Source organism: Undibacterium sp. GW821-FHT07F11, assembly GCF_059418665.1.
This window is the reverse complement of record NZ_JBWKQH010000008.1, coordinates 211,218-231,078: the sequence shown is the minus strand read 5'-3', so window position 1 is coordinate 231,078 and position 19,861 is coordinate 211,218. Positions and strand designations below refer to the sequence as shown.

Annotated in this window: 16 protein-coding genes; 12 read left to right on the top strand and 4 right to left on the bottom strand. The window is 50.8% G+C overall.

Annotated elements, in window-relative coordinates:
• Nucleotides 1–12: 12 nt before the first annotated feature.
• The 3 genes from gmhB to glyQ form a co-directional block, all read right to left on the bottom strand.
• Nucleotides 13–576, bottom strand: a complete 564-nt coding sequence (gene gmhB, locus AC07OI_RS20635; protein ID WP_110255684.1) for a D-glycero-beta-D-manno-heptose 1,7-bisphosphate 7-phosphatase — start codon at nucleotides 574–576, stop codon at nucleotides 13–15.
• Nucleotides 577–637: 61 nt separating this feature from the next.
• On the bottom strand, nucleotides 638–2,722 hold the full coding sequence (gene glyS / locus AC07OI_RS20630) for a glycine--tRNA ligase subunit beta (protein WP_495258557.1): 2,085 nt from the start codon (nucleotides 2,720–2,722) through the stop codon (nucleotides 638–640).
• Between the two features lie 93 nt (nucleotides 2,723–2,815).
• On the bottom strand, nucleotides 2,816–3,763 hold the full coding sequence (gene glyQ, locus AC07OI_RS20625) for a glycine--tRNA ligase subunit alpha (protein ID WP_495258556.1): 948 nt from the start codon (nucleotides 3,761–3,763) through the stop codon (nucleotides 2,816–2,818).
• A gap of 430 nt (nucleotides 3,764–4,193) precedes the next feature.
• On the opposite strand from glyQ, the gene AC07OI_RS20620 reads away from it, so the two are divergent.
• The 12 genes from AC07OI_RS20620 (at nucleotide 4,194) to AC07OI_RS20565 (ending at nucleotide 19,007) form a co-directional block, all read left to right on the top strand.
• Entirely contained in the window at nucleotides 4,194–6,677 is a 2,484-nt protein-coding gene (locus AC07OI_RS20620) for a putative bifunctional diguanylate cyclase/phosphodiesterase (protein ID WP_495258555.1), read from the top strand.
• A gap of 4 nt (nucleotides 6,678–6,681) precedes the next feature.
• Nucleotides 6,682–6,948, top strand: coding sequence for a hypothetical protein (locus AC07OI_RS20615; protein ID WP_492706501.1), 267 nt, complete (start codon nucleotides 6,682–6,684; stop codon nucleotides 6,946–6,948).
• Between the two features lie 386 nt (nucleotides 6,949–7,334).
• Nucleotides 7,335–7,913: a 3'-5' exonuclease gene (locus AC07OI_RS20610; protein ID WP_492706503.1), complete on the top strand. Its 579-nt coding sequence runs from the start codon at nucleotides 7,335–7,337 to the stop codon at nucleotides 7,911–7,913.
• Between the two features lie 89 nt (nucleotides 7,914–8,002).
• Complete coding sequence (locus AC07OI_RS20605) at nucleotides 8,003–8,758, top strand: hypothetical protein (protein WP_495258554.1); 756 nt, start codon at nucleotides 8,003–8,005, stop codon at nucleotides 8,756–8,758.
• A gap of 116 nt (nucleotides 8,759–8,874) precedes the next feature.
• Nucleotides 8,875–11,937, top strand: coding sequence for an alpha/beta hydrolase family protein (locus AC07OI_RS20600; protein ID WP_495258553.1), 3,063 nt, complete (start codon nucleotides 8,875–8,877; stop codon nucleotides 11,935–11,937).
• A 720-nt stretch (nucleotides 11,938–12,657) separates the two neighbouring features.
• Nucleotides 12,658–13,509 (top strand): hypothetical protein, encoded by an 852-nt coding sequence (locus tag AC07OI_RS20595; protein WP_495258552.1) that lies wholly within the window; start codon nucleotides 12,658–12,660, stop codon nucleotides 13,507–13,509.
• Between the two features lie 85 nt (nucleotides 13,510–13,594).
• Nucleotides 13,595–14,788 carry an acyltransferase family protein gene (locus tag AC07OI_RS20590; protein ID WP_492706511.1) on the top strand — a complete coding sequence of 398 codons (1,194 nt, stop codon included), beginning with the start codon at nucleotides 13,595–13,597 and terminating at the stop codon, nucleotides 14,786–14,788.
• Nucleotides 14,789–14,918: 130 nt separating this feature from the next.
• The gene (locus AC07OI_RS20585; protein ID WP_492706513.1) at nucleotides 14,919–16,301 is read left to right on the top strand and encodes a dicarboxylate/amino acid:cation symporter; all 1,383 of its coding nucleotides are present in this window, start codon (nucleotides 14,919–14,921) and stop codon (nucleotides 16,299–16,301) included.
• 392 nt (nucleotides 16,302–16,693) lie between these two features.
• A complete protein-coding gene (locus AC07OI_RS20580; RefSeq protein WP_495258551.1) occupies nucleotides 16,694–17,383 on the top strand; it encodes a hypothetical protein in 690 nt (229 codons plus the stop codon).
• 52 nt (nucleotides 17,384–17,435) lie between these two features.
• Complete coding sequence (locus AC07OI_RS20575) at nucleotides 17,436–17,777, top strand: ArsR/SmtB family transcription factor (RefSeq protein ID WP_492706517.1); 342 nt, start codon at nucleotides 17,436–17,438, stop codon at nucleotides 17,775–17,777.
• Nucleotides 17,767–18,249, top strand: a complete 483-nt coding sequence (locus AC07OI_RS20570; RefSeq protein ID WP_495258550.1) for an SRPBCC family protein — start codon at nucleotides 17,767–17,769, stop codon at nucleotides 18,247–18,249. Before AC07OI_RS20575 ends, AC07OI_RS20570 begins: the two co-directional genes overlap by 11 nt.
• Nucleotides 18,250–18,275: 26 nt before the next feature.
• Entirely contained in the window at nucleotides 18,276–19,007 is a 732-nt protein-coding gene (locus AC07OI_RS20565; protein WP_495258549.1) for an Asp/Glu/hydantoin racemase, read from the top strand.
• Here the strand turns inward: AC07OI_RS20565 and AC07OI_RS20560 are convergent.
• The gene (locus AC07OI_RS20560) at nucleotides 18,992–19,765 is read right to left on the bottom strand and encodes a VOC family protein (protein WP_495258548.1); all 774 of its coding nucleotides are present in this window, start codon (nucleotides 19,763–19,765) and stop codon (nucleotides 18,992–18,994) included. The genes AC07OI_RS20565 and AC07OI_RS20560 overlap by 16 nt on opposite strands.
• Nucleotides 19,766–19,861: the final 96 nt, after the last annotated feature.

Here is a 19,861-nt window from a genome sequence, read left to right as displayed (position 1 = left end):
TTTATGAGTGACTCAGATCGCGATATTAAATTCAGATGGCGAGTTTTCCACCAGTTTGTCGACCATTGCAGCAAGGTCAGCAAAGACCTGCGTACCTGGCGGCAAGCCCCCTTTTTCCTGGGTCTTGCTGCCTTTGCCAGTCAGCACCAGATGCGGTTTGCAACCTAGTACAAAACCAGCCTGCAAGTCACGCAGGGAATCGCCCACGCAATGCACACCCTTGAGATTGGTGTCATAGCGGCGCGCAATTTCCTGCAGCATGCCAGGCTTGGGTTTGCGGCAATCGCAATTATCGTCCGCCATATGCGGGCAAAAGAAAATCGCATCAATCGTGGCACCAACTTGCTGGGCGCTGGTATGCATTTTTTGATGGATGGCATTCAGCGTCGCCATATCAAACAGCTTGCGGCCTATGCCTGACTGGTTGGTCGCGACCACCACCGTGTAGCCCGCCTGGTTGAGGCGGGCGATGGCTTGCAGTGAACCCGGAATCGGCTTCCATTCTTCGGGCGACTTGATAAAGTCGTCCGAGTCCTGGTTGATAACGCCATCGCGGTCAAGGATGATGAGTTTCATCTGCAATCCTGGTTAGTGTTACTCATATGTTCCATCGTGTTTCTGGTATTTCAATGCTGCCTCAAGCTGCCAGCTTGGAAATGTCGGCAACCTGGTTCATCATGCCATGCAGGCTTGCCAGCAAGGCCAGGCGGTTATTACGCAGGGCCAGGTCTTCTGCATTCACCATGACATCATTGAAGAAACTGTCCACCGCTGCACGCAGGGCTGCCAGGGTTTTCAAGGCACTGGTGAAGTCGCCTTTGGCAAATGCCGCATCCACTTCCGGTTTGACATCGGCCATGGCCTTGGCCAATGCCTGCTCTGCAGCTTCCTGCAACAATGCTGGCTGGACTGCGCCTGGCGTACCCTCGGCTTTTTTGAGGATATTGGTAATACGCTTGTTGGCAGCCGCCAGTGCTTCTGATTCTGGCAGGGCAGCAAAGGCTTGTACAGCTTGCAGGCGTTCAACGATGTTATCGAGCGTATCTGGTTGCTGGGCAACCACAGCTTCAACTTCACTTTGTGAAAAGCCCTTGTCGCGTAACTGGCCGCGCAGACGGTCAAACAGGAAGTTCAGCACATCGGCTGTCGGGTCTGTGAAATTGGCATTGCCAGCAAACAGTGCGACAGCCTGTGCCAGCAAGGTATTCAACGACAGCGGCAAGCGTTTTTCCACCAGCATGCGCAAGATACCCAGGGCATGACGGCGCAGCGCAAACGGGTCACGGTCACCGGTAGGTTGTAAGCCTATACCCCAGATACCGACCAGGGTTTCCAGTTTGTCAGCCAGTGCCACAGCAGTGCCTGTCAGTGTCGCAGGCAATGCATCACCGGCGAAACGTGGTTGGTAATGTTCAGACGCGGCAGCGGCAACATCCGCGTGCTCACCATCATGCTGAGCATAGTAAGTACCCATGATGCCTTGCAGCTCAGGGAATTCACCGACCATATCGGTCAGCAAGTCTGTCTTGGCCAGCAGGGCGGCGCGTTCGGTCAGGGCGACATCGCCATTCAGGCTGGCAGCAATCTGGCCAGCCAAAGTTTTAACGCGTTGCGTACGTTCTGCCTGGCTACCCAGTTTATTGTGATAGACCACATTTGCCAGCAAAGGCAGGCGTGACTCCAGGGTCTTTTTCTTGTCTTGCTCAAAGAAGAACTTGGCGTCCGACAGACGCGGGCGCACGACGCGCTCATTACCCTGAATGATGTATTGCGGATCGCTGGTTTCCAGATTGGAGACGATCAAAAAGCGTGAACGCAATTTGCCAGATGCATCTGTCAGGGCAAAATATTTCTGATTGGTCTGCATAGTCAGGATCAGGCATTCTTGCGGCACAGCCAAAAATTCCTGTTCGAAATTGCATTCATACACCACTGGCCATTCGACCAGGGCGGTCACTTCATCAAGCAGGGATTCAGGCATCAAGACCTGGTCTGCACCTGCTTTGCCCAACAGGGCTGTGCGTATCTGTTCTTTACGCTCATTGAAGCTGGCAATCACCTTGCCTTCGCTTTTCAGGATGGCTGCATAGTCTTCAGCCTTGGCAATGCTGACTTCACCCGCGGACAGGAAACGATGGCCCTTGGTGATGCGGTCACTGTTCAAGCCCAGCAGGGACAGTGGCACGATGTCAGCGCCATGCAAGGCGATGATTTTGTGCACAGGGCGCACAAAATGCACAGTCTCACCATCAGGACGCTGGTAGCTCATGACTTTAGGAATAGGCAGTTTGCCTATGGTTTCTTCCAGCGCAGTTTGTACTGCCGGTGCCAGGGCAGTGCCTGCTGCTGTATAGCTGTAAAAGAAACTCTCGGCCTTGCCATCCACAGCACGTTCCAGGTCACTGACCTGCAGGTTGGGGAAACCCAGTGCTGCCAGTTTCTTACCCAGCGGTGCTGTCGCATTGCCAGCCGCATCCAGTGCCACTGAGACAGGCAAGACTTTTTCACGCATCAGCTTGTCCGGGGAAGTGGCGCGCACACCAGTGATGCTGACGGCCAGACGGCGTGGTGAGGCATAGCTGGTTGCTACCGACTCAGCTTCGAGGAAATCGCGTGACTTCAGACCAGCGACGATACCGGCGCTGAATGCTTCACCCAGTTTGGCCAGTGCCTTGGGTGGCAGCTCTTCGGTAAATAATTCTACTAACAGTGTTTGGCTCATGTTTCTTATCCTACGTTCCGGCGTTGTGCCAGAATCTGTTTAATGATGTTCTTGTGGGCTATACGTAAAGCCTGTGCAGTGCTTATGCAGCGCTTATGTAGCGGCGACGGCAGCGGGAGCAGGCTTGTGCTTGTCATCCGCGGCGCACATGGGGAAGCCCAGTGCTTCACGCGATGCATAGTAAGCCGCAGCCACGGCACGCGACAGATTGCGTATGCGGCCTATGTAGGCAGCACGCTCAGTTACTGAAATCGCACCACGCGCATCCAGCAAATTGAAAGTATGTGCAGCCTTCAAGATCATTTCATAAGCTGGCAGGGCCAGGGACTTTTCTGTCACTTCCAGCAGGCGTTTGGCTTCTGCTTCGTAATTTGTGAACAGGGAGAACAGGAAATCAGTATTCGAATATTCAAAGCTGAAAGTCGATTGCTCAACTTCATTTTGATGGAATACATCACCATAAGACAGGCGCACGGTCTTGCCGTTTTCTTCGCGCTCAGTCCAGACCAGGTCATAGATATTGTCTACACCTTGCAAATACATGGCCAGACGCTCCAGGCCATAGGTGATTTCACCGAGGATAGGTTTGCAATCCAGACCACCGACTTGCTGGAAGTAAGTGAATTGCGTGACTTCCATGCCATTCAGCCAGACTTCCCAGCCCAGGCCCCAGGCACCCAGGGTAGGGTTTTCCCAGTCATCTTCAACAAAGCGTATGTCGTTTTGCTGCAAATCCAGGCCAAGGGCTTTCAGCGAACCGAGGTAGAGATCGAGGATATTTTCCGGTGCAGGCTTCAACACCACCTGATATTGGTAATAGTGTTGCAGACGGTTAGGGTTTTCACCATAACGGCCATCCTTGGGGCGGCGTGATGGTTGTACATAGGCCGCCCGCCATGGTTCTGGCCCGATGGCGCGCAAGAAAGTGCCGGTATGTGAAGTCCCCGCGCCCACTTCCATATCGTAAGGTTGCAACAGGGCGCAGCCTTGCTTGTCCCAGTAATCTTGTAATGTCAGGATAATTTGTTGAAATGTGAGCATCGTGCTATCTGCCTTTGTCACTTCTTGAAGAAGCGATGAATAAAGTTTGCCAAACCTTAGATTTTAACGGCTTTTGCGTAGGATAGGCGAATTTGCTTGATGCTATTTTATTAATTTTTGGGGCTTAAATGGAGAAAATCTTAAGACCATTAACCACATTACAGAGGAAGGAATGATTTTTTGCAAAAAATCATCGTTTCGTAAGCAAACAGCATGCTGTTCGAGTTCCTTACTGCACCACAGAGAAAAACAGAAGGAAAATATGAGGATGCTTATTATTTTGCAAATATTTGTTTTGTATTGCGTGACGCAATTGCAGCATAAGTAGGCAGCTTTGCTCGGGCGGTTTTTGTTGCAATTCATGTGGCTACGCGGTATAAAAATCCACCTGCCAATAAAAATAGCGAGTTTAACCGGAGACCGCAGAGCAATGGCTATCGTCGATCCTGATCTTACCCTGGATGCCGAGTCACACCGGCTGGAAGAGTGGTATCTCTTGTTGGGGGAACTTTCCCATTGCTTGTGGTACACGCCAGAATTGCCTGAGATGTTGCGTGGCTTCTGTCGCATCCTGGTACAGCGTGCTGGCTATCTGTGTGCCGAGGTGGAACTGGACTTGGGTGACAAGTCAGAAATTTACCGTTTTCGCGCCGACAGGCAGGCTGGAAAAGAGACAAAATACCTGGTTCTGCCTTTGCAGCGTTATGGTGATGTGCTGGCGCAATTGCGTGTTGGTGCTGACTTTGATCTCAGTGAAAATGGTGATGCATACAACATATTGAGCCGCTTTGCCAATGAACTTGCGCAAGCCATCCATGCCCTCAGCAGCACGCATGAGCACCATGATCTGCAAGACAACATGGAGATGCTGGCGCTCTCGGTGCAGCAAAGCCCGTTTGCAGTAGTCATTACCAATGCTGATGGTGAACTTGAATATGGCAATGACAGCTTTTGCCGTATTTCTGGCTATGCATTGAACGAGGTGCTGGGCAAGCATGTATTCTGGAATTCTGGTGACCCTGCTGATGAAAAAGTCATGCGCATCATCAAGGCGCTCAAGGTCGGCGAACACTGGCAGGGTGATGTGCTCAGCCACCGCAAGGACGGCACTGCCTACTGGGAAAGGCAGATGGTCAGCCCGCTGTGCGATGCTGACGGGCATATCACCCATCTGGTCGCTGTCAAACAAGACATTACCGATAGCAAATTCCAGTTGAAGGAAGTCGAGCAGGCCCTGCTCTTGCGTGAACAAGCTTTGGTATCAAGCAGTAATGGCATCATGATTACCCGCAGTGATGACAGTGATCATTCCATCGTTTATGTGAATCCGGCTTTTGAGCGCATTACTGGCTATGCGGCGCAAGAAGTCATCGGTCGGGAAGGGCGTTTCCTGGTAAGAGAAGATCTGGCGCAACCAGATCTCGAAGAGATACGCACGGCATTGCGGGAAAAAAGAGCAGGGTGTGCACTGTTGCGCAATTACCGCAAGGACGGTACGCAATTCTGGAATGAGCTGCATATCTCACCCGTCAAGGATGCGACGGGTGCCGCCACCACGCATTTTGTCAGCGTCATCAATGATGTCAGTGAGCGAGTCAATTACCAGAAAGAACTGGAATACCAGGCTACTCATGACAGCCTGACCGGTCTGGCCAACCGCAATTTGCTGAATGATCGCATCACCCAGGCCATCGCCTGGGCCAAGCGCCAGGACTTGTCGGTGGGCTTGATGCTGCTTGATCTTGACCATTTCAAGCTCATCAATGATGCATCTGGCCATGGTGCCGGGGATGAAATGTTGAAGCAGGTCGCTAACCGGCTCAGCCATTGTGTGCGCGAAACCGATACGGTGGCGCGTTTGGGCGGTGACGAGTTCGTCATCATCCTGACTGATTTGCCTGAGACTGGTGATGTAGATATCGTCGCTGAAAAAATCCTTGCCGCACTGGCGCGTCCGTTTGAAATCAATGGGCATGATGTATTTGTCACGGCCAGCATAGGTATTTCGCTATATCCGCGTGATGGTGATCATGGCGAGATTTTGCTGCGCTATGCCGACATCGCCATGTACCGCGTCAAGGAGCATGGGCGCAATAGCGTGCGTCAGTTTATTCCCGAAATGGGTGTTACTGCCATCAGCCGCCTCAATATGGAAGGCGCATTGCGTCGTGCGCTGGAAAGACATGAACTCACTCTGCATTACCAGCCCAAGATAGAACTGGCTACTGGCTATATCGTCGGCGCAGAAGCGCTGGTGCGCTGGCATCACCCGCAGATAGGCTTGATACACCCCATAGAATTCATTCCGCTGGCAGAAGAGACAGGGCTCATCCTGCCTCTGGGAGAATGGGTTTTGGCTGAAGCGTGCCGTCAGCAAGTCAACTGGAAAAAATCTGGTCTGGCTGATTTGAAAATTGCCGTTAATATGTCACCACGCCAGTTCCGGCAAGAAGATTTGTCTGAGCGCGTCGCTGCGATTTTTGCCGAGACGGGCGCTGATCCGTCCAATGTCACGCTGGAGCTGACTGAGAGCATGGTCATGCAGGATGTCAACAGTACGCTGGTCGCATTGCGCGCCTTGAAAAACCTGGGTTTGTCGATTTCGCTGGATGATTTTGGTACTGGTTATTCCAGCCTTTCTTACTTGCGGCGCTTCCCTATTGATGAACTGAAGATAGATAAATCCTTCATCAATGACATCCATGAAAATCCTGATGATGCAGCAATTGCCAGCGCCATCATTGCCATGGCACTGAGTCTGAGCCTGAGTGTAGTTGCCGAAGGGGTGGAAAAGAAAGAACAGGCTGAACTCTTGCGCAAAATGGGTTGCAGCCAGGTACAGGGCTATTATTTTGGCCGACCCATGGACGCCGCAGGTTTTGCCATCCGCTATCGCGAGCATATCAATGAATAAACTCATGAATAAGCTGATCTGGCGTACAGGCAAGGTGAGCGAAATCCCGGAATTGCTGATGGCAGCAACACTGGAGAAATCTGCAGCCGTCGGCGCGGCGACTGTCTATCATTTTAAGCACGATGGGCAGGAAAAACTGGCGATTTCCCTTCCCGATGGTCAAGCCCTGATCATAGAACCTCTGCCCAGTGGCAGGCCACGCAGACGGCGTGTTGACCCTCTCAAAACAGGGCAGGTGGGCAAGCCTGTGAATGCTAATGGTGATAGCTGAGTCAAATCTCGCATCAAGCTTCTTATGGCGTCATGCGTATTTGCCAGGCAACAATGCCGTTGAGAGATCATTCTAGCGGGCTACCACTAAGCTGTTGGGAGTTGCAATTGCTGCAATTGCTGCAGCGACCGTGTTTTCATATTTATCTCACCACTGGCAGTCATTACCCAGGCTCAGGGTATTTGAGAAATGCATGATTGTGTTGCTGATGCAAATGCGCGTAAAGAAATTCCCGGCTTGAAATGATATTAAAAATATATTTTTATGGGGTTGAGATGTTGTTTGTGGCTTGTTTGTGGCTTATCTCCACTATTTTTATACTTTCACAAGCCCTGGTAGCAAACCATCACCTGACATATCCATGATATTTCACTTATCATGCTGTCATGATAGAAGATCAGGAAGTTTCCCTCCCCCCTTATCCTGGTATCCAGGAAAAAGACATACTGCTGGTACAGACGCCCGCAGACGCAGAGCAAGCCTATGCAGAGATGCTGGCAGCTGATATTTTGGGTTTTGATACAGAATCCAAGCCGGTATTTTTCAAAGGCCAGCAATCCGATGGCCCGCATCTGATACAACTGGCTACCGATAGCAAGGCTTATCTTTTCCCCACGCTCAAGGCACAAAACACCGATGCCGTGAAAGCCCTGCTGGAGTCGAAAGACATACTCAAGGTTGGCTTTGGACTCAGCGATGACATGAAGCGTCTGAAAATCAAGCTTGGCATCTTGCCACAGCACGTGCTTGACCTGGCGCGTGCCATGCGCGAAAGCAAGCAGCGCGACATGGGGGCGAAAGCAGCGGTCGCCAAATTCTTTGGCATGCAATTGCAAAAATCCAAAAAAACCTCTACTTCCAACTGGGCCGCCCCAGCCCTGAATGACAGGCAAATCATGTACGCCGCCAATGATGCGCAAGTGGCCTTGCTGGTCTACAGGAAGTGGCTGGCACTTAAGCAGTGATGCAGCAAGGCTGAACTTTAAGGCGTCCCCAATGTCAGATGGCTCACGATAGCCGAGTTGATAGGGGATGTATGCTGGCAAAAAAGAAAATGTTGTTAATCCTCGCAGGGGCTTTTTTTTCTCTGTTTAACGAAGCAGCGCAGGCCGATGGACTGGCAGACTTAAAAGCCGCCCTGGCACGTCTGCCAGGGCAAACACCGGTGAAAGCTGTAGTCGAAGCCAAAACCTGGAGCCGCCAGGGTGACGGCAAGGATGCTGATGAGCAAAATGGCCAGGCCAGTATCAGTCTTGATGACAGCCCCCGTGGCTTGCAGCTTTTGTATAGCAAGGATTTATTGACGCGTCTCGAAACTGAAGAGCGCGCCAAGGAAAAAGATCCCAAAGCCAAAACTCCCACCATTGCCGCCATCAAGGAAGTCAATTCATCAGAATTGCGTCCCATGGTTTCTGCTGTCGGTAATCTGTCGCGCGTCTTGGAAAAGGCCATACTCAAAAATGAAAAAGCCGATGCTACTTACAATGGCAAGCCCGCGCGCTTGCTGAGTTTCGAGATTTCTATTGAAAAGCTCAGCGAAAAAGATCGTAAATACGTCAAGAAATTCGAAGGCAGTCTGGATGTATGGATAGGCCCGGATGGCATCCCGCTGGCCAGCCGTATGCATCAGGCTATCTCCGGACGCGCTTTTGTTGTCATCAGCTTTGAAACCAAAAATGAGGAAGAGCTGGTGTATGGAGTGAGCGGCGACCGGTTGGTTGTTACCAGAAAAGAAAGTAAGAGCAGTGGCTCAGGTGCCGGTGAAAAAGGTGAGATGCGCGTGGTCAAAACCCTGCAAGTGCAATCTTGATAAGCCTGAACTTGCTGCAACGCAACACCGATAATGCATAATTGTTTTGTCGATTTATTTGGGTTTGACATTACAATGTAGTGATGTAAAGCTAGTCTACAAGAAAGGTAATTCCAGTGTTTAGCACGCCTTATTTTCCTCCTTCTTCTGTTTCATCTTCCGGTCACTACAAATTGCGTAAGCTGCCTGACTTAGCCGTCACTGCTTTGCTGGTATGTCTGGCTTATGGCGCCTATGTTCCTGCTATCCACGCCGCCCCGGTGCTGGCAGAAGGCTCTGCCGCTGTCGCGATAAATGCAAAGAAAGTCATCAGTCATGATGTCTATGCAAACTGGCGCAGCATACAAGGCAATGTCTTGAGCCGTGATGGCAACTGGGCAGCCTATGCATTGGTGGGACAAGAGTCGGACGGCGAAGTCGTCGTCAGGAATTTGAAAGATGGCCGCGAATTTCGTGCGCCACGCGGCACTACACCGGCATTCAGTGCGGATGGACGTTACCTGGCTTTTGCGATTGCGCCAACCAGAGTAGAACTGGACAAGGCCAAGAAGGACAAGAAGAAGGGTGATGATTTGCCCAAATCTGGTTTGGGCATCATGAATCTGGCGACGGGTAAAATTGAAAACCTGGACAGGGTAAAACGTTTTGCCTGGCCAGAAGAGGGTGGCAACTTCCTGGCAGTCTTGTTCGATGCGCCCAAGGACGCAAAGAAAGATGCGAAGAAAGACGCTGAACCTGCCGCCAAGGACGATGATGATCAGCAGGCTGCTACGGCCAATGCCGCAGCAAAGAAAAAAGACACGGGTACAGAATTTCTGTTAATCGATGTGGCGAATACCAAACGCAGCAGCTTCAAGGACGTCGCTGATTTTACCTGGTCAAAAAATGGCGAATTGCTGGCTTTCAATGTCATCACCAAAGATGCACAAAAAGACGGCGCGCGTGAAGGTGTTTACCTTATCAGCCCGCAAGACCTGACACCACGTGCAATCATGGCAAGTGCAGGCAGTTACAAGCACATGAATTTTGATGAAGCTGGCCGTCAACTTGCCTTCGTCAGCAACCGTGATGACCTGGCAAAAAAACACGCCGAAGCAGATAAGTCTGGCAAGAAAAGTGCTGATACAGACAAAACTGACAAAGCTGAAAAAGAAATTACTGCATACAATCTGTATTACTGGCGCGCCGGTGATAGCGAAGCCAAAGCCATTGTCACAGCTGATACGGCAGGTTTGTCAGCAGGCTGGCTGCCCAGTGAGCATGCCAGCCTGAGCTTTAGCAAAGATGGCCAGCGCCTGTTCTTTGGGACCGCAGAACTGGCCAAGGCTGACGCCAAGGATGCGCCAGAACCCTTCAAGGTTGATCTCTGGCACTGGAAAGATCCTGAGCTGCAATCCATGCAAAAAGTCAAGGCAGAGAAAGAAAAACAGCGTAGCTATAAAGCGGTTTTCCATATCGCTGAGCAACGCTTCGTCCAGCTTGCCAACAAGAATATCCCAAATGTATTGATCAATGATAATGCGCGTTTTGCCATGGGGGCCAGTGATGTGCCTTACAAAATGCAGCAATCATGGGATGCGCTGTATCACGATGCCTATGCAGTAGATTTGCAGACTGGCCAGGCTCGCTTGCTGGTGCAAAAATTGCGTTATGTACCCAGCCTGTCGCCAGGTGGTAAATATGTGCTGGCCTTTGATGCCAATAGCAGCGTATGGTATTGCTGGTCAACTGCAGATGGCAGCAAGATCAACCTGACAGGAAAAATCAAGACACGTTTTGAAGACGCAAAACGCGATACACCTGAAGTCAAGGATGCCTATGGTTTTGCCGGCTGGACTGAGGACGATGCCAGCGTAGTCTTGTATGATCAGTTTGACTTGTGGGAAGTCAATCCGCAGACTCAAACCAGCCGCAACGTGACAGCAGGCTATGGTCGCAAGCACAATCTGGAGCTGCGTTATGTTCCTGTCGATATGGAGAAAAAACCGCCTGCTGATGAACCCTCACCCGTCGCCGAAGCCAAGGCTTTGCCGACAGATTCATGGATACTGGCCGCCACTAATGAAGGCAATCGCTCTACCGGTTATTACCAGCAAAACCCAAAATCTGGCGAACCAGTCAAACTGATACATGGCGATAAAATGTTCGCTGGCCTGATCAAGGCCAAGAAGGCAGATACGGTATTATTTACGCAGCAAAGTTTTACGGAATTCCCGGACTTGTGGACCAGCAACCTGGCTTTGCAAAACCCGCAAAAAATCAGCAATGCCAATCCACAGCAAGCCCAATTCAACTGGGGCAAGCAGGAAATGATTGAATACACCAGTCTCGATGGCAAGAAGCTCAAGGCCTTGCTGGCCAAGCCTGAGAATTTTGATCCGGCAAAAAAATATCCGATGATGGTCTACATCTATGAAAACATGTCGGAAAGTTTGCATAAATATGTCCCACCTGCACCTAGCCAGAACATCAATGTCACCCGTTACCTGAGTAATGGTTATGTCGTGCTGCGCCCGGACATCGTGTATAAGACTGGACATCCGGGCAAGAGTGCCTATAACACTGTCGTGCCAGCAGTACAAAAAGTACTGGCGCAAGGCTATGTCGATCCCAAACGCGTAGGCATACAGGGGCATAGCTGGGGTGCTTACCAGATTAATTACCTGATTACGCAAACCAACATGTTCCGTGCTGTTGAAGCTGGCGCATCGATGGCGAACATGATCAGTGGTTACGGTGGCATACGCTGGGGCACAGGCATGAGCCGCGCCTTCCAGTATGAAAAACAGCAAAGCCGTATCGGTGGTGCGCCGTGGAACAAGACGGCCGAGTATATAGAAAATTCACCCATATTCTATGTAGACAAAGTGCAGACGCCTTATCTGACCATCCATAACGATGATGATGATGCAGTGCCATGGTATCAGGCCATAGAATTTTTCACCGCTTTGCGCCAGTTGGGCAAGGAAGCCTACTGGTTCAATTTCAACGGTGAAAAACATGGTCTCAAAGAGCGCGACAATATGAAGTTTTATACCGTGCATATGGCCGAGTTCTTTGATCATTATTTGCTGGGTAGTCCACGTCCTGAATGGATGGACAAGCCTGTGCCTTATCTGGAACGGGGCAAGAGGGATGTGATGGGGCAGTTCAAGCCTGCTGCGGCAAAGGCTGAGTGATTTTTGGGGAGCCGCTTGCGGCTCCTCGCTAGCTGCCAGCACTTCAATCATAAGATACACGGCAATCTTAAATTCGTCGCTCCAGCGCAGGCTGGAGCCCAGTGGCGTTTGTTGCATTGCCGTGCTTTGATTAAAACGATTGCCCTTCGTGGATACAAGCCGGGTCTCGGCCCGGCAGCCGAAATTCTTTCTGTGTGTCGCCAAAGAAAGAATTCAAAGAAAGGCGACCCAGGCGTAGCACTCCACTGCGCCGCTTGCAAGCGGCTTAGATGTTGGCAGCGCAAAGCATGCTTTGCGAAACCCTGCCAACATCCCCTACGGGGTGCCCATTTGTGCAGTACAAAAAATGGGAAGATCCGAAACTCGCCTGCGGCCTTGCTTTAGGAACATGCGCTTGCAAGCGCATGTCGTTATGCAGGCGGGCAGCATGCTGCCCTACGCGGGTCGCCCGAAACCCCTGCTACACCTCAAACAGCGGTTCTTCTTAATCCATTTTCTGTACTGCACAAATGGCGGCTACACATGGGAACTGCTAACTTCAAAAACAACCCCAAAGTCAAATCCAACAGCAAAAGCAACATTACCCCCTCCGCAGCAATCCAGATGATCTGAGCAAATTGCTAACAATGGGCAAGCAAATCAAACACTTGCTCTCATAAAACTTTAAAAATGTCGTAAACGTACAATACATCCATCATCGAAGCAGGTAGCATCCACTACATGCCCAAGACCGACAAGACTCCAAAAGCGCAAACGCATATCTGGCCAGCCAGTGGTCAGACGGCTGAGCATGTGCTGATGTATATCGTGCGTGACACCCGTGGTTGCCATCTGGACGGGCAGGATCTGTTGAATCGCTATCCTGCCACGCCGTTCTGTTCTATTACCTGGATGCTGGAAGGCGAGGTCTGTCTGGTGCAGCAGGGAAATGTCAGCAAGGATCAACGCTTGCCGCAGGTATTTATGGCCGGTTGTCAGAGTCAGTATGGAGTATCCATGAATCTGGGTGACAGGCATAGTTTTATGGCAGTGTTTTATTCAGATGCTTTTCATGTCCTGTTTGGCCTCGATCTGGAAACCGTGCAAGATCACTTCGTCGATGCCAGCGATGTATTGAATCCACAAAGCCGGACACTGCTGCAAGCTGTTGCCTCGGCTGATTCCCACGCAGAGCGGCGTCAATTGATTGAAACCTATGTCGCGCAAAACAGCAGCTCCCTGCTCGCCAGTCCCTGGTCACGTTTGCGCAAGATGGGGCAAAACCTGAGTTTGCGCCTGAGTTGTAGTTTGCTTGGGGTTGGTGCCCGCCAGGCACAGAGGCGGGCCAGGAAGGAAGCTGGCTTGCCCTTGTTGGGCTTGTCCAGATTATGGCGCGCCACGCGCAGTCATAGCCAGGTCTTGCTTGATCTGGAGCAGGGGCACACGCCGAATTGGACCGAGCATGCCAGCGCAATGGGTTATGCAGATCAATCTCACTTGATCCGGGATTGCAAGGATGTGTCGGGACGCAGTCCGCAACAATTGGTGAACGATGCCCGGACCAATGAAAGCGACTGGATTTATCGCTTATAAGCGGTACATAAAAAGCAGTACATAAAAGCAGGACATAAGCGGGCATAAGAAAGAGTCGCTTCTCCAAAACCTTAAATAATCCCACATGACTACTCATCAACGCCTGCATTCCCTCGATAATCTCAGAGCCATCATGATGTGGCTGGGCATAGTCGTGCATGTGTCTGTCAACTATATGGTCAATCCTGCACCTACGCCCTGGCGCGATAACCAGACCAGTTTGCTGGCAGATTTACTCATCGTCTTCATCCATGCTTTCCGCATGCCTGTGTTTTTCATCCTGGCCGGCTTTTTCGTTGCCATGCTGGTCGCCAAGCGTGGAACGACTGCCATGCTGCACCAGCGCGTGCGCAAGCTGGTCTGGCCCTTCATGGTGTTCTGGCCTTTACTGCTTGTCTCAATGAGTTTGCTGGTGGCAGTGTATGCGCATCTGAATGCTTTTGGCACGATGGGTCTGGACTTTGACCTTATTCCACAAATACCTGGCCGACCTCGGGTATCGCTGCTGCATTTGTGGTTCATCTATTACCTCTTCCTGTATTGCCTGGTGTATGCCTTGCTGCTGCGTTGGATCGCATTTATTCCATCGGCGCTTCAGGATGGTTTTGCCAAAACCTGGAAAATGCTGTGCAACAACTGGTGGGGTGTACTTTTGTTGGTTCTGCCTTTGGCGGCTGTTGGGAGCATCTACCGTAATGGCATGGTGACACCACTTGGTTCTTTCATGCTGCACCCCGCCGAATTCATCCATAGCGGCATGTTTTTTACCTGCGGGATTTTCCTGTATCGCTTTCAGGCAGATTTGCTTCCCCGCTTTGAGCGCAAATGCTGGTGGTATCTTGGTGCTGGCTTGCCTGCATTCATCCTGTTTTTGGCGCTGGTCAATATTGGCGCTAACGCAGAGTCAGCCAGCCTTGGCATGCAGGCAGTAATGGCGTATTTGTACAATAGCGTCAGCTGGCTCTGGAGCTTTGCCCTGATAGGTTTATTCCTGCGTTACCTGCCCAGCCAGAATCGCTTGCTGTCATATCTGGCAGACAGCTCTTACTGGGTTTATTTGGTGCACATGCTGGGGACGGTAGGGTTTGGTGTTTTGCTATATCACAGCCCGCTTGGTGCAATCGGGAGGCTGATCTGCAATATCCTGTTCACAAGCCTGTTTTGCCTGCTGAGTTACCACCTGCTCGTGCGCCACGGTTTTGTAGAGCGCTTCCTGAATGGCGGTGTGCAAAAATTACCGGCTGATTCTGGCTCTGTCAGCCAGGGAGTGACTTACTAAGACGTGGACATATTTCTTCTTATACCCTATACGTATAACTGCAATCAGTTCCAGTATTTGCAATTAGCACTGGCTTTGGTGCATGATAGCAGGCACCTTTAATACAGTCATAAGCGTAGGGATAATGGATATGCAAACTTCAGGTAACAAGGTACTTGCACCTTTGCCCAGCGGGCATGGTGCGCGCTGGTGGAAGTCTTTCGGGCCGCAGATAGTCGTGGGTCTGTTGGCCGGCGTAGTGGTGGGTTTGATAGCGCGCAACATGGGTACACAAGGTAGCGAGGCCAACTGGCTGCAGGTCGCGCTTGGTGCAATCGGCAATGCCTATGTGGGCTTGTTGAAACTCATGATCCCGCCCCTGATATTGACTGCGGTGGTCAGCAGTATAGCCAATCTGCGCCGTTTGCAAAATGCAGCACAGCTGGCGACACAAACCCTGATCTGGTTTGCGATTACTGCTTTTATCGCAGTTGCCATTGGTTTGACGATAGGCTTGTTGGCTAACCCAAGTGCAGGTGCGGTCGTTGACGCTGCCAAGGCGAGCGCACCATCAAGGACAGGTTCCTGGTGGGCTTTCCTGAATCAACTGTTACCGGGAAATATCCTGGGTATGACAGCCAGCAGCTCAGTCAAGCTGGTGGGGGAGAAAGCAGTCGCCAGTACCCAGCTTGGTTTTAATGTATTGCAATTGCTGGTGATTTCTATTGCTGTTGGCGTGGCTGCACTCAAAGTTGGTGAACGTGCTGAGCCATTGCTACGTTTTACTGATGCTGTCGGTGCAGTGGTGCAAAAAATATTGTGGTGGATCATACGCCTGGCACCGATAGGGACACTGGCCCTGCTGGGGGATGCGGTAGCTAGTTATGGCTGGGACGCGCTGGGTTCGCTCGCCAGTTTCAGTGCCTCAGTCTATGTGGGTTTGCTGTTGGTTTTGTTCGTGGTTTATCCCTTGCTGGTCAAGTTGCATGGCTTGTCAGTGCGTCAGTATTTCAGCGGCGTCTGGCCAGCCGTGCAACTGGGGTTTGTGTCACGCTCATCGATGGGTACCATGCCTTTGACAGAACGGGTCACTGAGCGTTATCTGGGTGTGCCGCGTGAATATGCGGCCTTTGCCGTGCCCTTGGGCGCAACCACCAAGATGGATGGTTGCGCCTCGATTTACCCGGCCATCTCGGCTATCTTTATTGCACAATTTTATGGTCTGCATCTGGATGTGACTCAACTGGCTTTGATCGCCCTGGTTTCTGTGCTGGGTTCAACTGCGACCGCTGGCACGACTGGTGCGACCGTCATGCTGACACTGACCTTGTCCACGGTTGGCTTGCCGCTGGAAGGCGTGGGTCTGTTGCTAGCCGTAGAACCCATCATTGATATGGGCCGCACTGCGGTTAACGTCGCTGGTCAGGCACTGGTGCCAACGATAGTCGCCAAACGCCTGGGTTTGCTGAATCTGGAACTTTACAATGCTGAGCGTACTGCAGAAGCACTGGAAGCTGAACCCGTGGCACATTAACATACTGAGTAATCATGTTGATGCTTTTTATTGCAAGAGCTTATTTCAATGGTGCGCATGACTATCTTCGATGCTGCCGTGGCCCGGTTACAAGCCATGGCAGCAACTCTTGAGGCCTTGTCTGGTGTCAAAATTGGGTTGTTTGAGTATAGTTACGACTGTTGAGCATTTTCATCAAACAATAATGGATTGATATGTCAGAGCCACAAGATTCAATGTAAAAATTATCAGTCTGAACCTGCCCTGCAACACTATCGCAAGTCCTGCTTGTAAGTCTGCGGGAATTGTTAAATACTGGAGTTGGGAAGGTTCCACAATCTCCGTCTCCTGTTCTTATTGCGCTCCTTGCTCATCAAGACGAAGTGCCTGCCCTGATTTGAAAGTTTGCAGGCGTGCGTGCATTTCTATTACTGTTTTTCTTTGGCGTCTGTGCAGATGTCAGTGCTCGTGAACAGCCAGTGCAGCGTGAGGTATTGCGCTTTTCTTCTTCTCTTAGCGAAGCCGCTGAGGCTTTCGTAGACAGTAAAATTCTGTTGGAAAAACTGTGCAGACAAAGCGGCCTGAACTGCAGCCTGACAGCCTATCCGCCCGGACGTGCGGTGAGGATGTTGCAGGTTAGTGAAACAGCAGGCGAATTGCCGCGCTTTGAAGAATTTCAACATCTGGCACCAACAGCGAGCCGTGTCCCTACAGCTTTGGGTTATCTGAGTTTCAGTGTGCTGACCCATGACAAGAATATTATCGTGAAGTCTCTGGGCGATCTGAACAGGTATAAAGTATTTTATGTGCGTGGTAATGCAGCCATCGCGGCACACAAGGAGCTGGATCATCTGATTGCGGTCAGTTCGGAATACGATTGTGCCTATATGGTGTTGAGAAAGCTGGGTGATGCCTGCATCATGACCAAGTCACTTGCGCTGAAAATGCTTGAAGAGAATCAGCCAGCACCAGGTAGCTATAACCTGCAAGATTTGTTTTTCAAGCCTGTATATTTATATCTTTCCCCCCGTTACCAGTATCTGCAAGAGATTTTTGATCAGAAATTGAAGAATATGCGGCCAGAAGAAAAAATCGCGCAATAAATTTTAATACAAAGGTATTTACCTAAGTATTGGTTTGCGCTATATTATTCGCATGTCAATTCAGCAAATCCAACTCGACCATTTATTTTCTGCCCTCGGCGACACGACCCGTCGTGCAGTCTTGGCACGCTTATGCAAAGGGCCCGCAGCAGTCAGCGAATTGGCGCTAGAATTTGACATGGCCTTGCCTTCGTTTACCCAGCATTTGCGGGTACTTGAGCATTCAGGTCTGGTGATATCAGAAAAAAAAGGCAGGGTAAGGACTTACCAATTAGCACCAGAGGCCTTAAAAGAAGCTGAGCAATGGCTGGCGTCGCAGCGCAGTGATTGGGAAAAACGCTTTAATCAACTTGATGCATATTTAAACAAAATAAAGGAGAACCATGATGTCTGATGTCACGACGGAAGAGGGTAAGTTCGATCTGGTGCTGGAACGTATAGTCGATATCCCGCCATCTCTGGTGTGGGCTGCATGGACTACGCCCGCTCATTTGCTTGAATGGTTTACGCCCGCACCCTGGAAAACCGTGGACTGTGAAATTGACCTGAAAGCGGGTGGCATCTTCCGCACTGTCATGCGTTCGCCTGAAGGTGTTGATCATGACAACGCCGGTTGCTATCTCGAAGTCATACCCGGCAAGAAGCTGGTATTTACTGATGCCCTGGGGCCAGGTTTTCGTCCTGCCGGCAACTCCTTCATGACCGCCATCATTACATTTGAAGCGCATGAAACGGGTACAAGATATAAAGCCGTTGTCCTGCATAAGAATGCGGAAGACAAGCAAAAGCATATGGAAATGGGATTCCACCAAGGCTGGGGTACTGCTCTCGACCAATTGGTCGCCCATATGAAAAAACTCAATTGACAGAGTAAAAAGAGGACGCAGACGGCATGCTACAACTCGCTTTTTTACACACTTCATCTGTACATGTGGCGGGCTTTGATGCGCTGATGCTGGAATTGGCACCAGAGCTTAAAGTACATCATCATGTTGATGAAAGTCTGCTTACGGCGGCACAGCAATTTGGAGCCGCTGATCCTGTCGTTATCAACAGCGTAGAGGCAGCGATGCAAGAGGCGGCCGCCAGTGGCGCGTCCATGGTGGTATGCACCTGTTCCAGCATAGGTGGGATTGCTGAGCGCATGAATGGACGATCAGGTTTGCGGACAGCAAGAATAGATCGTGCCATGGCAGACCGCGCAGTTGCATCAGGACCACGTATATTGCTGGTCGCGGCACTGGAAAGCACGCTGGCTCCCACCACTGAATTGTTGATGGAATCGGCCAGCGCCTCAGGTAAACCGGTAGTGATCAGTAATCTCTTGCTGGACCATGCCTGGGCGTATTTTTTGCAAGGGGATAGTCATGCTTATTTGCAAGCCATCACTAATTCTGTCAGAGCTGCATTGCATGAGAAAACTGCTGACATTGATGTCGTGGTATTGGCACAGGCATCAATGGCAGCAGCGACGAGAGGTTTGAATGATATGGGCAAGGAAGTCTTATCCAGCCCCAGGCTTGGAGTAACACATGCCATCAGTTTACTGCTGAAAAACCAGAGCATTATCCTTACGCAAGCCGGGAGCGGCAATTACTCAACTAATACTCAATTTTCCTGGTAAATCGCAAACACTGCACCTTGAGGATCAGCCATGACAGCAAAGCGACCAGTATTTGGAATATCGCTAGGTGGCACATAAGTAGCCGCACCCAGGGCCTGCGCCTTGGTAGCCGTAGCATCGCAATCTGCAACACTGAAATACGCCAGCCAGTGCGAGGGTGCCATGGCACCGTCAGGCAAGTCCATCATGCCACCAATGGGCGTGCCATTGTGCTGCCATTCCGTATAAGTCATGCCACCATCGCTACCTGTTTTTGCACCCCAGCCAAACAAGGCCTTGTAATACGCCTCTGCTTTTGCCGTATCACTAGTATTGAGTTGTCCCCAGCAAAATGCACCCGGCTCATTATGTATACCAACGCCAATATTTTTGCCTGGCTGCCAGATATTATGGAATGCACCTGTAGGGTCTTTTAATACAGCCATGCGGCCCAGGTCAAACACGTCAAACGCCGGGACAATGACTTCGCCATCCAGTTCTGTGCTGTGCTTTGCAGTCGCATCTGCATCCTTGGTAGACACATAAATCGTCCAATGTGGCGGTACGCCAGCCTGCTGCTCAGAATCCAGAGTGTATGCTGCTGCGGCATCATTTCCCTTGAGCTGGAAAATGGTGTAGTAACTTCCTGGCCCCATCTCATTGTCCTGGGCGCTCCAGCCGAACAGTTCACCATAAAATGCCTTGGCGGCATTTTGATCATTGGTGGCGAGTTCTACCCAACAAAAGGCACCAGGTGCGTGTGAGCTAACGATACTCATGCTGATATCTCCTTCGATTTTTATTTCGGTATGAATTCATTTGATGTAACCGCAGTAATGAAACTAACGCAGTAATGAACTTAGATATAACAGTGC